Consider the following 13,900-nt stretch of genomic DNA (forward strand, 5'->3'; position numbering starts at 1 on the left):
GTCCTAGCCTGCCCGGGACTTGGCCCACCGGCGGTAGGCGGCCACCGCGGTCGGCAGGGTCGGGAAGATGCGGTCCGCGCCGACGGACTCGGTCAGGCCGTAGGCGTCCAGTTCGTCCCGCAGGTCCTGTTTGACGCGGGCAAGGGCGAACACGATGCTACGGCGGGTCAGTTCTCGGCGGAGCTCGTCGACGGCATCCAGGGCGGTGATGTCGACCTCCACGTTGGCCTCCGTATTGAGGACGAACCAGCGGACCGGGCCGGTCTGTTCGTCGACGGCGGCCAGAGCCCGGTGGCGGAAGTCCTCCGCGTTGGCGAAGAACAGCGGCGAGTCGTAGCGGTAGACGAGGAGTCCTGGGACGGTGCGGGCCTGCGGGTAGTCGTCGATGTCGTGCATGCCGGCCACGTCGGGGACCAGGCCCTCGACGGCGTCGTGGGGGCGGGCCACCCGGGACAGGAGCTCTGCCACCGAGAGCCCGACGGCGACCAGCACCCCGTACAGGACGTCCAGGGCCAGCACACCGGCGAGGCAGCCGAGCGCCAGCAGCAGTTCGCGCCGGCGGAAGGAGGCCAGGCGGCGGAAGCCGGCGAAGTCGACCATGCGAACGGCGGCGTAGACAACGATCGCGCCGAGCACGGCGGACGGGGCGTGGGCCAACAGAGGGCTGAGGAAGAGCAGCACGGCGAGCACGGCCGCCCCGGCGACCAGCGAGTAGGCCTGGCTGTGCGCGCCCGCCGACGAGGCGAGCGCGGTGCGGCTGGCGCTGCTGCTCACCGGGAAGCCGTGCAGCGCGCCCGCGCCGAGGTTGGCCGAGCCCAGGGCCAGGAACTCCTGGTTGGCGTCGTGCTCGGGGTCGTCGGGGCGTGCGAAGGCCCGGGCCGTGAGGACGACGTCCGTGTAGGCGACCAGCAGGACGCCGAGCGCGGGCAGTACCAGCCGCGGCAGCTCGCCGAGGTCGGGCAGGCCGAACTCCGGCAGTCCGGACGGGACTTCGCCGATCACCGCGATGCCCTGCCGGTCGTCGAGGCCGAAAGCCGCCACCGCCGCCGTTCCGAGCACGACGACGGCCAGCGGTCCGGGTACCGCAGGCAGGAACCGTGGCATGGTGAACAGGAGGATCAGCGCGGCAGTGGCGAGACCCGCGGTCGCCGGGTGGACGTCCGGCAGGTCGCGTGCGAAGGACCACAGTTTCGGGAAGAAGTCCGCCCCTGTCGTGTCCACGCCGGTGAGCTTGGGCAACTGGTCCACGATCATGATCAGCGCCAGGCCGGCCAGGTAGCCGATCAGCACCGGCCGGGAGAGGAGGTCTGCGACGAAGCCGAGCCGCAGGGCCCATGCCAGCAGGCACAGCAGGCCGACCGTCAGGGCGACGGCAGCCGCCAGCGTGGCGTAGCGCCCAGGATCCCCGGCGGCCAGCGGACCGACCACGGTGGCCGTCATGAGGGCGGTGGTGGACTCGGGGCCGAGAGACAGCAGTCTTGAGGAGCCCAGCACCGCGTACAGGCCGAGAGAGGGCAGGATCGCCCACAGCCCGGCGACCGGCGGAAGCCCGGCCACCCCTGCGTACGCCATCACCTGCGGCACGAGATACGCGGCGACGGTCGCGCCGGCCAGCAGATCTCCGCGCAGCCAGGAGCGGCGGTAGCCGGCGAGGACCACGACCCCGGGCAGCAGGCGGCGCCACCCCAAGGCGTGCCCGCCCGGTCCAGGGAACATGGGGATCCTTTCGCCGTGTCCTCCTCAGGATCCGCCGAGGGGCCGGTCGTACGCGATGGGCCGACCGGCCCGGATCCGCCTCGCCTGCCAGGGGCGGAACCCGGCACGGACCGAGGCGAGCCGCTCCTGCACCCGTGGCCCGGCCCGCACCCATGGGGCCGGTCGGCCCCGGCCTGGGACCTGCGGCCCCTGCACCGCGGCCACCGCCGTGATGACCATGGAAGCGGATCCCCGAAGGGAGCCCCCGACCAGGAGGTGGACAGCATGTCCCGCAACGTCACCGTGGGCCTCGACGGCTCGCCCGAGAGCCGCGCCGCCGCCGAGTGGGCGGCCCGCGAGGCGAAGCTGCGTGGTCTGCCGTTGAAGATCGTGCACGTCTGGGAGCCCGTCCCCGTGCCGATGGCGCAGGCACCGCTGCTCGGCGCCGAGACGCAGGCGCACTGGAGCGAGCGAGGCGAGATGGGGGCACCCCCGGCCGAAGGCTGGGGGAGGATTCCGCGCGAGGCGGCCGAAGGACTCAGGCTGCGTCACCCCGGAGTGGACGTGACCATGGAGCAGGTGAGCGGCACGCCTGTCGACGTGCTGAACGCTGCGGCGAAGGACGCCGACGTGCTGGTCCTCGGCTCCCGTGGGCTGAGCGGGATCGGGGGGTTCCTCGTCGGGTCCGTGGGCTCGGGCGTGATCGCGCATGCCGAGAACCCCGTGGTCCTCGTCCGGGCTGGAGAGCAGGCGGCCGACGAGCACGAGAAGGACCCGTCCGGGATCCCGTCCGCGGCGACCGTGTTCCGCCCCGTCGTCCTCGGCCTCGACCTCGACAGCCCCGACGACACGGTGATCACCTTCGCCTTCGAAGAGGCGGCCCGCCGGGCCACCGCCCTCAAGGTCGTGGCCGGATGGAACCTGCCGCCCTACTACGTATACGGCCTGGCCGCCGGCGCCGACCCGCACGACGACATCTCCCGGGAGCGGGCCGCCGCCCTGACCGGGGCTCTGAGCGGCTGGCGGCAGAAGTACCCGGACGTCGAGATCGTCGAGATGTCCCGCACCGGCAGCCCCGCCAATCACCTGGTCGACGCAGCCCGCGAGGCATCCCTGGTCGTCGTCGGTCGCCGCATCCGCCGAAGCCCGTTCGGCGCCCACATCGGCCCGGTCACCCATGCCGTCCTGCACCACGCAACGGCCCCTGTCGCGGTCGTTGCCCACAACTGACCCCGAAACCTCAAGGAGTTGACATCATGAAGGCAGCGGTCGTCCGTGCCTTCGGCGAGCCCCTGGTCATCGAGGAGCGCCCCGACCCCGAGCCCGGCCCCGGCCAGGTCCGTATCCGTGTCGAGGCCTCCGGGCTGTGCCACACCGACATCCACGCCGCCCACGGCGACTGGCCCGTCAAGCCGAACCCGCCGTTCGTGCCTGGCCACGAGGGCGTCGGCCTCGTCGAGAAGCTCGGCGACGGCGTCACCCACCTGTCCCTCGGACAGCGGGTCGCCGTGCCGTGGCTGGGGAAGGCCTGCGGGCGGTGCGAGCACTGCCTGTCCGGCTGGGAGACGCTGTGCGAGCAGCAGATCAACACCGGTTACGGCTGCGACGGCGGATACGCTGAGAAGATGCTGGCCTGGGCCGACTTCGCCCAGCCGGTGCCGCAGGGTGTCACCGCCGTCGACGCAGCCCCGCTCACCTGCGCCGGCGTGACCACGTACAAGGCGCTCAAGGTCGCCGGCGTGCGGCCCGCGCAGCTCGTCGCGGTCTCAGGGGTCGGCGGGCTCGGCCATCTGGCTGTGCAGTACGCGAAAATCGCCGGGGCACAGGTGGCGGCGATCGACGTCACCGACGAGAAGCTCGAACTCGCCGCCGAGCTGGGCGCGGACTTCGTCATCGACGCCCGCAAGCACGACGTGGGCGAGGTCCTCCAGCGGTACGGCGGCGCGCACGCGGCGATCGCGCTCGCGGTGAACGAGGCCGCGTTCACGGCGGTCAACTCCGGGCTGCGACGCGGCGGCAAACTCGTCATGGTGGCCCTGCCCGCACACGGCACGATCCAGGTCCCGATCTTCGACACCGTGCTGAAGGGCACGAGCGTGATCGGCTCGATCGTCGGCACCCGTCGGGATCTCGCCGAGGTCTTCCAACTGCACGCGGCCGGCCGCACCCGGGTCATCTCCGAGACCCGTCCGCTCGACTCCGTCAACGAGTCCATCGACGAGGTCCTCCAGGGCCACATCAAGGCCCGGATCGTCTTCGACCTCGGCATGGGACGGTGAGAACGATGGAACTTCCCCTGGTCGTGGGCGTGGACGGTTCTGAGCCCAGCCTGCGGGCCGTCGACTGGGCGTCCGACGAGGCCGCCCTGCGCGGAGTCCCGCTGCGGGTGGTGTACGCCTCCCTGTGGGAGCGCTACGAGGGCACGGCGCTCGCCGGGGACCTCGGTAAGCCGTCCGAGGAAGTGCGGGCCGACGACATCGTCGAGTCCGCCGCCCGCCGGGCCCGCAGCCGCCACCCGGACCTGAAGGTGACGACGGACGTGCTGCCGGAGGAACCGGAGTACGCGCTGGTGCGCGAGAGCCGGAACGCCTCCGCACTGGTCGTGGGCACCCGAGGCCGCAGCGGCCTCGCCGAGGCACTGCTCGGCTCCGTCAGCCTGACCGTGGCCGCCCACGCCCACTGTCCGGTGATCGTGCTGCGCGGCAGCCACGACAACCAGGCCACGCCCCCGGTCCACGGTCGTATCGTCGTGGGCGTCGGCGAAGACGTGGAGCAGCCGGCGGCCGTGCGCTTCGCCTATGAGGAGGCGCGGCGCCGCGGAGTGCTCCTGGAGGCCGTACGGGCCTGGCGGTGCCCCGCGCACGAGAGCACCGACCACCCCCTGCTGACCGGGGAACCGGCCCGACTGCACGAGGAGCACGCCGCCGAGGTACTGGAAGCGGCCCTCAGCCACGCACCGGCCGATGTCGACCTGCACCGGCGCACCGTCGAGGGCCCCGCCCGCCATGTCCTGCTCGACGCCTCGCACTCCGCCGACCTCCTGGTCGTCGGTGCCGAGCGGCGCAGCGGGCACTTCGGCCTCCAGCTCGGCCGCGTCGCCCACGCCGTACTGCACCACTCCGCCTGCCCGGTCGTCGTCGTACCGCAGCAGGCATGAGTCACAGGCCCGCCGCGTGGTCCGGGACATAGGTCTGCAGATCACGCGGCGGGCGCACGTAGCCGGTCGAGGGCGGCCGCTCCGGCAGCTCCAGCACCGGCGGCGGCACCTCGTGGTACGGCAGGGAACCCAGCAGGTGGGCGATCATGTTCAGCCGGGCGCGGCGCTTGTCGTCGCTCTCCACGACGAACCACGGCGCCTCCGAGATGTCGGTGTGCACCAGCATCTCGTCCTTGGCCCGGGAGTACGCCTCCCACCGGGTGAGTGACTCCAGGTCCATCGGCGAGAGCTTCCAGCGCCGCAGCGGATCCTCCAGCCGACGCCGGAAGCGCTCCTGCTGCTCGGTGTCGCTCACCGAGAACCAGTACTTGCGCAGCAGGATCCCTTCCTCGACGAGCATCCGTTCGAAGATCGGGCACTGGCGCAGGAACAGCTGGTACTCCTCCTTCGTGCAGAAGCCCATCACGTGCTCGACCCCGGCCCGGTTGTACCAGCTGCGGTCGAACAGCACGATCTCCCCGGCCGCCGGGAGGTGCTCGACGTAGCGTTGGAAGTACCACTGGGTACGCTCGCGCTCGGTCGGCTTCGGCAGGGCCGCGATCCGTGCCACGCGCGGGTTGAGGTGTTCCGCGACCCGCTTGATGGTGCCGCCCTTGCCCGCCGCGTCCCGCCCCTCGAAGACGACAACCAGGCGGGCGCCCTCCGCGCGCACCCACTCCTGGAGCTTCACCAGTTTCATCTGCAGCCGCAGCAGTTCCTTCTCGTACGTCTTGCGCGGCACTGCCGCCGCCCTCTTGCCGGCCATACCGCCTCTTCCTCTCGATGACGTGTGCGGACACCCGTGCGTGGGGTCGGACACCCGGACAGCACCGTAGTGTCCGGCTCGAAGTCGCGCACGTGCTCAGGACGTCATGGCACTCGACGCGCGCAACGGTCGGCGTGGGGAGCGGCAGTCGTCGCACGCGTCACGGGCGGGCGAGGTCGAGGCGGACGTCGACGACACCCTCGACCGCGCGCACGGCGCGCGCCAGCACCGGCACCAGATTTTTCTCGCGCAGCGAGCCGCCCAGGGTCACCACCCCTTCAGCCACGGTCACCGTCACCTCCGTGGCGGTCGGCACCTGGGCGAGGACGGTGCGCAGGATCTCGCCGGCGATCTCCTCGTCCGAACGCAGGAACACCTTGAGCAGGTCGCTGCGGCTGACGATGCCCTGGAGCATGCCCACCGCGTCGACGACCGGGAGCCGCTTGACGTGGCGGCGCGCCATGATGCGCGCTGCCTCGGCGAGGAGGGCGTCCGCGTGCACGGTGACGGCCGGGGTACTCATCAGCTCGCCCGCGGTCACCGCTGCCGCCTTGGCCCGCTCGTCGCGCCCGGCCGTCTCGTCGTCGGTGTTCCGGAACTCCTCCTTTAGCAGCAGATCGGCCTCCGAGACCACCCCGATCACCCGGCCCTCGCCCTCCAGGACCGGCAGTGCGCTCACCTTCCACTGGTCGATCAGCTCGACGACCTCCTTGAAGGGGGCGTCACGGCCGACGGCGATGACGGTGTGGGTCATCACGTCGCTCACGGTGTGCGGAGAGTCAGGCATCACAGCCTCCCGGGTACGGACGAGCGGTCATCGTGTCTTTTCTGGTCCGAGACGTCGGCCGGTCAGTGCCGACGCGATTCGGCGGTGAGATTCTGGGCCACCGTCGTCGCCCATGCGGCGATCTGCTCGAAGTCGCGGAAGTCGCCGCCCTTCCCGGAGTTGACGATCATCCGGGCCATGGGCCCCTTGACGTCGCCCTCCAGGCATCCGCCGAAGGTGACGTGACCGTGCGCCGCGACCTGGTCCGCGATGTGCCGGACGCCGGGCGTCGGCGGGATCTCCCGCTGGGCCGCGGACGCGTCGAGCGGCCCGCTGCTGAACAGCCACACCGGACGCCGCACCAGGGCCCTGCGGTGCCGGCGGGCGAAGCGGCGGGCGTCGCGGTGCCAGCGGCCCGCGTACAGCCCGCTGCCGAGCACGACCGCGTCGTACGGGGCGAGGTCGGCGACGTCCGCCGCGGGGCGGACGTCCGCCGTCAGGCCCTCCTTGGTCAGTACCTCGCCGATGCGCTGGGCGATCTCCGCGGTCGAGCCGTACTTCGATCCGTAGGTGACAAGGATCGTCTCCGTCATGATGTGTACACCTCCTCAGAGCTTGCGCAGCCAGTCGTCGGCCACGCCGTGCATGGCGTTCTCGTCCGGCCGCAGCCGGGAGTCGTCGAAGCGGTAGGTCAGTTCGTCGACGACGGCGACCACGCCGTCCGTCTGGCGGCACATGTGCACGGCCGTGGTGACCTCGCTGCGTCGGTCCATCTGTCCGGTGAGCGTCACCACGCCCTGGTGGACGTCCACGCCGATCTGGTGCGGCGACAGCCACATGGCCCGCGCCAGCACCTCGTCGACGATCGCGGCGCGGATCTCGGCGTCGGGACGCAGGAACACCTGGAGAACGTCGCGCCGGGTGACGATGCCCACCAGCCGCTCTTCCTCGTCCACGACAGGCAGCCGTTCCACCCGGCGGTGAGCCATGAGGCGGGCCGCCTCGACGATGGTCGCGTCACTGTGGGCGGTGACGGCCGGGTGGGACATCAGCTGTCCCGCAGTCCGAGCCTCTGCCTTGGCGTGACGGGCGCGCCGACTGGGCGTCAACTGCCGCCAACGGAACCGGTGTTCAGGTTCCCACGGGTCGGGTGTCTCCGCCTGCCGGGCCATGAGGTCCGTCTCGGAGATCACCCCGACCACCTTCCCGTCCTCGTCGACCACCGGCAGGCCGCTGATCCGGTGTTCGGCGAGCAGCCGGGCCACCTCCTTGAACGGAGTGCCGTACTCGGCGCATACGACGTCGCTCGTCATCACCGAGCCGACCTTGCTGTGCTTCATCGTCCTCCGCCTTCCCTCAGGAGTACGCGGTTCCGCGCCGGCTCAGCGGAGCCTGCGCAGGTAGGGGTCGTGGGCCCGGCGTGGCAGCAGCCGGATGCGGGCGTCGAGCGCGGTGACCCGGTCGGGCCGGGCGAGGACCGGATTGAGGTCGGCCTCCGCCAGCTGCGGCAGGTCGCTCGCCATCCGGGACAGGCGCAGCAGCAGCTGCTCCAGCCCTTCCAGGTCCACCGGGCCCGAACCGTCGTGTCCGAACAGCAGGGGCGCGCAGCGCGGCGCGGTGATCAGGTCGTGCACGTCGTGGCCGGTGAGCGGGGCCAGCCGTGCCGCGTGGTCGGCGAGCACCTCGGTGGCCGTGCCGCCGTGCCCGAACAGCACCAGCGGTCCGAACACCTCGTCCTGCACCACACCCGCGAACAGTTCGATGCCGCGCGGGGCGAGCGGCTGCACCACGGCACCGGTCATCAGGTGGCCGAAGCGGACGTCGAAGTCCCGGTAGGCGGCGCGTACTTGAGCGTCGCCGCGCAGATCGAGATGGACGGCGTGCTCGGTCGTCTTGTGGATCAGCCCCGGCCAGTGCGCCTTGAGGACGACCTGTCCGCCGGGGCCCTCGAGCCGGTCGGCGGCCAGCACGGCTTCATCCTCGGTCTCCACCCAGGCCCACGGCAGCTGGGGAATCCCGTAGCAGCCGAGGAGCTCGGCGCAGGTGCGCGGGTCGAGCCAGCCACCGTCAGGATTACCTTCCAGGAAGCCGGCGACGACCTCATGAGCGCGTCGCGTGTCGACGCCGTCGAGGTCGGGGACGGTGCCGGGAGGCCGGGCCAGCCAGCGGGAGCGCTCGGCGGCATGCGCGAGAGCGCGGGCAGCGGCCTGCGGGTCGGCGTACGCGGGCACGTGACCGGTGTCCGACGGCAGCAGCCGTACGGGCGTCTCCTGGTCCAGGAGGACCGCGGCGACCGTTCGGGAACGACGGTCCGGGATGGGGGTCCCCCCGGTCGAGCGAAGCCGAGACTGGGGGCGGGTGAGAGACCGGATCAGGACGTCGCCGGTCGCCGCGGCCACCGCGGTGGGCACCAGCGCCACCAGCACCGCGTCGATGCCGTCATGGGCGGCGAGCCGGTCCACGCAGGCGCGCAGTTGCTCCTCGGAGACGGCCGCTGTCGCATCGACGGGGTTGCCTGCGGTGGCACCCCGCGGCAGTACGTCAAGCAGGTCGTCGACCGGAGCCGGGGGGATCGGGGGCAGGCTCAGCCCGGCCTCCGCGCATGCGTCGGCGGCGAGCACCCCGGCGCCGCCAGCGTTGGTGACCACGACGACCCGGCTGCCCAGGGGCAGCGGCTGGGAGTGCAACAGGGCTGCCGTTTCCAGGAGTTCGGGGATGGTGCGGGTGGCGGTGATCCCGGCCTGGGTGAACAGAGCACGCCGGGTCATGGTCGTGGTGGCGGCGGCCGCGGTGTGCGAGGCGGCGGCCCGCCGGCCCGCCTCGGTACGGCCCGCGTCGACGGTCAGGATGGGCATACGGCGGGTGACGCGGCGGGCGGTGCGGGAGAAGGCGCGCGGGTTGCCGAAGGACTCCAGGTGCAGCAGCGCGAGTTCGGTGCGCCCGTCGGACTCCCACCACTGCAGCAGGTCGTTGCCGCTGACGTCGTACTTGTCGCCGAGCGAGACGAAGTTCGACACTCCGATGCCGAGCCGTTCCAGCCCGCTCAGCAGGGCGATGCCGACCCCGCCGGACTGCACCGCGACCCCGGCGGTGCCCGGCTGGGGGTGTGTGGCGGCGAAGGTGGCGTCGAGGCGCACCGGCTCCTCGGTGGTGGCCAGGCCCAGGCAGTTGGGGCCGACGAGCCGCATGCCGTGGTCCCGGCTGGTGGCGAGCAGAGCCTTGGCCTGCTCGGCGTCGAGCCCGGCGGAAACCACCAGCAGGGCCCGCACGCCGAGCTTCCCGCACTCCTCGGCCACCCGCGGGACATCCGGGGCCGGCACGGCGATCACCGCGAGGTCCGGCACCAGAGGCAGCGCACCCACGGACGGATACGCGTGCACGCTCATGATCGACGAGGCCGCCGGATTGACCGCGAAGAGGCGGCCCGTGAACCCTCCGGTGCGCAGATTGCGCAGCACCGCCCGGCCCACCGACCCCGGCTTGCGGCCTGCCCCGACGACCACCACCGACTTCGGCCGCAGCAGCGGCGTCAGACTGGCCACGTCCGCGGCCTGCCCGCGCCCTTCGACGGACGTCCGGTAGTCCTCCGTGTCGTCCAGCGGGATCCGGCAGCGGACCTCCGGTCCGTCGAACTGCCGCGCGGCCCGCAGCCCCAGGTCGGCGAAGACCTTGAGCATCTCGTGGTTGTCGGCGAGCGCGTCCGCGGAGAACGCCTTGATCCCGTGGGCGCGGGCGGCGGAGACCAGGTGCTCAAGGAGCAGGGTGCCGACCCCGCGGTGGTGCCAGGTGTCGCCGACGGCGAGCGCGATCTCGGCGCTGCCGTCACTTGCCTTCCCTTCGGTCTGGTACTCGGCGATGCCGATGACCTGGCCGCCGTGCTCGGCGACGACGGCGCGGTAGCCGGAGTCCGTCGACTTGCCGACCCGCGCGGCTGCCTGTTCGGCGGAGCGATGGCTGACGGCGAAGAACCGCAGCCGCAGGTTCGCGTCCGACATGCCGGAGTACAGGCGCAGCACGGCATCGTGGTCGTCGGGCCCGGCGGCCCGTACGCACACGGTCGTACCGTCGGTGAGCAGGGCGTGCACCCGGTCTCCGGGTGCGGAGATGGCGGTCATCGCGTGCCTTTCGTCAGCCGGTTGACACTCTCAGAATCCCGCTTCGCGTGCCGTGGTCCGATGGGCCGGTCGGGCACGAGGGAGGGCCTGACGGTCCCGGGTTCCGGCCCGTCAGGGCAGCGGTCGCCCAGCTCTGTCTCGACGGCGTCCGCCATCGCCCGCAGCACCTCCAGGGTGCGCCGTGCCTCCGCTTCGTCGACCTCGGTGATCGCGAAGCCGACGTGCACGATGACGTACGTTCCGACCTTCGCGCCGGGCGTGTAGTCGAGGCAGACCTCGCGCCGTACGCCGCCGAAGCCGACGGTGGCCATCCGCAGCCCGGCGTCGTCGTGGACCTCCAGGACCCGGCCCGGAATGCCGAGGCACATGGCTCTCATCTCTCCCTCGTGATGCGGGCGGCCGCGACGGCTGCCTGGCCGTAGCTGATGCCGCCGTCGCCGACCGGGACCTCGCCGCCGGCCAGCACCTTCAGGCCCTGGGCGCGAAGGCGTCTGCGTACCTCGTCAGCAGCCGGCGGTTGACGAAGCAGCCCCCGCCCAGGCAGACGGTGCGCGGAGCTCCTTCCTCGACGGCCCGTGCGACGAGGTCGGCGGTGGCGAGGGCGAGCGTGAGGTGGAAGGCGGCCGCCACGCTCGGCACGGACTCGCCGCTTGCCTGCCGCGCAAGCAGGTCGGCGAGGGTCGCAGCGGAGTCGTACACCCACAGGCCGTCCGCGCGCACGACACGGTGCGCGAGCGGCACGGCGTGCACGGTGCCTGCCGCGGCCTCCAGGAGCACGGCCGCCTCACCCTCGTACGTCACGGTGTCCGCGAGCCCGAGCAGCGCGACCGGCCATGCCGTAGAGCGTCGGGCCGAACCCGACCGAATCCGGTCGGCACCGATGGACTCGTTGGCCTGCGTCGGCTGATCGAGAAGAGGCAGCCTATCTGCCTGCTGAGCGCTGCCGCCTGGCGGATCAGCCCGGCGCAGGCGGAAGGTACCAGTGTGGGTTCGGGGGGTTGCGTGACTGCCTACGCTGGGTAAATGCCTGCGGAGCAGGACGAGTTGGGGTGCACGGGATCTGCTCGGGGGTGAGGCGTGGTGACGGCTGGGGCGATCCAGGGCGACACGTTTGATCTGAAGGAGCTGTTCGGGCAGACCCGCTATCAGATCGAGTACTACCAGCGGGAGTACGCGTGGTCGGCGCAGGACGTCGGCACGCTGGTGGAGGACCTGTTCGAGGCCTTCGAGACGCTGCAGGGCCAGGGTCGGCTGCACAGCAGGGACGCGGAGGCGTTCTTCCTCGGCCCGTTCGTATATGTCCAGCAGTCCCGAACCCACCGGTTCCTGGTGGATGGCCAGCAGCGCTTCACCACGCTGCATCTGCTGTTTCTGCATCTGTTCCGGGCCGCGGTCGAATGGAAGCAGCGCGATGCCGTGAGTAAACTGGAGCGGGTCATCACCGATTTCGGTCCCGGCAACCGCTTGATGTTCCGCCTCGACATTGACGAGCGCCAGGACGCCCTCGAGGCCCTCTACCGCGACCGGCCCTACGAACTCCCGCCGCAGGCCTCGCTGTCGGTGCGCAACCTGTATGAGCGCAGCCGACAGATCGCCGATCTGTTGGAGGAGCGGCTGGAGGCGGAGCACTGTCCGCAGTTCGTGGACTGGCTGCTGTCGAAGGTCGTGCTGGTCGGCATCCGCGCACCCAGCCGCGACAGCGGTTTTCGCATCTTCGAGTCGATGAACGACCGCGGGGCCCGGTTGACCTCGGTCGACCTCGTCAAAAGCTTCCTGCTGTCGAACGTCCGCAGAGACGAGGAGAAACTCAACGAACAGTGGCGCCGCATGCTCGCTGAACTCACCAGCGTCCGCGACGACACCGACGCGCCCCGCACCTTCCTCAAAGCCGCCCTCCTCGCCCGTTACGCTGACCTCAGCGGTGACAGTGGCACTGGTGACGGGCCGGAGATCGACGCCGCACTGCACATCTGGGTACGCAAGCACCGCGAGCGCATCGGACTGCAGCACCCCGACGACTACTTCCGCTTCGTCGAAGACCTGCTGCGGTTGGCCGGCCACCACCGCACCTTCCTCGAGGCCTGCAAACGCCCCTATCCCGGCCAGGGACTGCCCGCGCTCTACTACAACGAAACCAACGGCCTCAGCGGTCAGATGGCGATGATCCTGGCGGCGATCCAGCCCCACGACACGGACACACCCGCCAAACAGAAAGCGGCGCTGATCGCCAACTTCCTGGACCGTCTCTACGTCGAGCGCATCCTTAACGACGAATCCGTCCAGGCCAAGGACTTCCACAGCGACATCCACCGCCTCATTCCCCGCCTGCGCCACTGCGCCACCACCGCAGACGTCGCCGAAGCACTCTCGGCCGAACTGCCCGACACCGCCTTCGAACAAGTCGCCACCTTCGGCATGCGCGGCAACACCAAGGCCCAGGTGCGCTACCTCCTGGCCCGCCTGACCACTTACGTCGAAACCGGCCTGGGTAAAACCGACCTCAGTGCCAGCTACCTCGGCGCCGAACGACACTGGCAGATCGAGCACCTCTACGCCAACCACCCCGAACGCCACGTCCCCCACGACGCCCCGGACGAAGCCACCTTCCGCGCCTGGCGCGCCCGCCTGGGCGTGCTGGTCCTGCTGCGCCAAAGCGACAATGCCAGCTACAATGACCTGCCCCTGGAGACCAAACGCCGCCGTTACGCCCGCGAAAACGCCCTGGCCGCGATCCTCGCCCCCGACTACCGCAAGAACCACCCCGCCCTAAAACGGTTCATCGCAGACAACGACATCGAACGCTACTTCCGTGAACTGGGCACCGCCACGATGGAGCAGGCCATCGAAATCCGCGGCGAACTGTACCGCCGTCTGTGCCTGCGCATCTGGGACCCTCACCGCCTCGGCCTGCGCCCACCCGTCCCTCAAGCCCTCACCAGCCCGCCACCACCCCCAGCTGCACCGGCCACTCCTGCGCCCGCAGCACGCCGTCGCCCGCTGCGCACCGACCTGGCACGCCTGATGCGCCAGGGCATCTTGGCACCCGGCACCCAGATCGAAGCCGATCACGCAGGGCGGCACCACACAGCCACCGTCGACGCCGACGGAGTCATCACCCTGCCCAGCGGCGACCGCTTCACGAGCGCAGACGAAGCCGGAAAGACCGTCTGTGTGAAGTTCCCCCCGCGAACTGGACAGCGGGTGTTTACGCTGCCGGGACGAGGTTCTGCCTGAGCAAGGATCTCGTTTCGAGCGGGGTGACGTACCCGTAGTCGGGGTGCCGACGGAGCCGGCTGCGGTTGTACTCGACCTCGACGTAGCGGAAAACATCGGCCCGGGCGGCCTCGCGGGTCTCCCACATG

12 protein-coding genes are annotated in these 13,900 nt (G+C 71.1%); 4 read left to right on the forward strand and 8 right to left on the reverse strand.

From position 1 onward, the window contains the following. Window positions 1–3: 3 nt before the first annotated feature. Window positions 4–1,716 carry a sulfate permease gene (locus PV396_RS42955; protein ID WP_319213806.1) on the reverse strand — a complete coding sequence of 571 codons (1,713 nt, stop codon included), beginning with the start codon at window positions 1,714–1,716 and terminating at the stop codon, window positions 4–6. Window positions 1,717–1,980: 264 nt separating this feature from the next. On the opposite strand from PV396_RS42955, the gene PV396_RS42960 reads away from it, so the two are divergent. The 3 genes from PV396_RS42960 to PV396_RS42970 are packed head-to-tail and all read left to right on the forward strand — an operon-like array spanning window position 1,981 to window position 4,852. Beyond that, entirely contained in the window at window positions 1,981–2,925 is a 945-nt protein-coding gene (locus tag PV396_RS42960; RefSeq protein WP_319213807.1) for a universal stress protein, read from the forward strand. Window positions 2,926–2,951: 26 nt separating this feature from the next. Then, complete coding sequence (locus PV396_RS42965; RefSeq protein ID WP_319213808.1) at window positions 2,952–3,974, forward strand: zinc-dependent alcohol dehydrogenase; 1,023 nt, start codon at window positions 2,952–2,954, stop codon at window positions 3,972–3,974. 5 nt (window positions 3,975–3,979) lie between these two features. Next, window positions 3,980–4,852, forward strand: a complete 873-nt coding sequence (locus PV396_RS42970; protein ID WP_319213809.1) for a universal stress protein — start codon at window positions 3,980–3,982, stop codon at window positions 4,850–4,852. Between the two features lies 1 nt (window position 4,853). On the opposite strand, the gene ppk2 is transcribed toward PV396_RS42970, so the two are convergent. The 7 genes from ppk2 to PV396_RS43005 form a co-directional block, all read right to left on the reverse strand. After that, window positions 4,854–5,657, reverse strand: coding sequence for a polyphosphate kinase 2 (ppk2, locus tag PV396_RS42975; RefSeq protein ID WP_319213810.1), 804 nt, complete (start codon window positions 5,655–5,657; stop codon window positions 4,854–4,856). Between the two features lie 160 nt (window positions 5,658–5,817). Beyond that, window positions 5,818–6,444, reverse strand: a complete 627-nt coding sequence (locus PV396_RS42980; RefSeq protein WP_319213811.1) for a CBS domain-containing protein — start codon at window positions 6,442–6,444, stop codon at window positions 5,818–5,820. Between the two features lie 62 nt (window positions 6,445–6,506). Beyond that, entirely contained in the window at window positions 6,507–7,016 is a 510-nt protein-coding gene (locus tag PV396_RS42985; RefSeq protein WP_319213812.1) for a flavodoxin domain-containing protein, read from the reverse strand. 15 nt (window positions 7,017–7,031) lie between these two features. Beyond that, the gene (locus tag PV396_RS42990; RefSeq protein ID WP_319213813.1) at window positions 7,032–7,763 is read right to left on the reverse strand and encodes a CBS domain-containing protein; all 732 of its coding nucleotides are present in this window, start codon (window positions 7,761–7,763) and stop codon (window positions 7,032–7,034) included. A gap of 42 nt (window positions 7,764–7,805) precedes the next feature. Further along, entirely contained in the window at window positions 7,806–10,538 is a 2,733-nt protein-coding gene (locus PV396_RS42995; protein ID WP_319213814.1) for a bifunctional GNAT family N-acetyltransferase/acetate--CoA ligase family protein, read from the reverse strand. Then, window positions 10,535–10,906 carry a HypC/HybG/HupF family hydrogenase formation chaperone gene (locus PV396_RS43000; RefSeq protein WP_319213815.1) on the reverse strand — a complete coding sequence of 124 codons (372 nt, stop codon included), beginning with the start codon at window positions 10,904–10,906 and terminating at the stop codon, window positions 10,535–10,537. The genes PV396_RS42995 and PV396_RS43000 overlap by 4 nt, the downstream gene beginning before the upstream one ends. Window positions 10,907–11,006: 100 nt before the next feature. Next, window positions 11,007–11,339 (reverse strand): hypothetical protein, encoded by a 333-nt coding sequence (locus PV396_RS43005; RefSeq protein WP_416071580.1) that lies wholly within the window; start codon window positions 11,337–11,339, stop codon window positions 11,007–11,009. A 279-nt stretch (window positions 11,340–11,618) separates the two neighbouring features. Between PV396_RS43005 and PV396_RS43010 the strand changes: the two genes are divergently transcribed. Then, entirely contained in the window at window positions 11,619–13,772 is a 2,154-nt protein-coding gene (locus tag PV396_RS43010) for a GmrSD restriction endonuclease domain-containing protein (protein WP_319213816.1), read from the forward strand. Window positions 13,773–13,900: the final 128 nt, after the last annotated feature.

The sequence above is a fragment of the Streptomyces sp. ME02-8801-2C genome (assembly GCF_033793965.1).
Classification (GTDB): domain Bacteria; phylum Actinomycetota; class Actinomycetes; order Streptomycetales; family Streptomycetaceae; genus Streptomyces.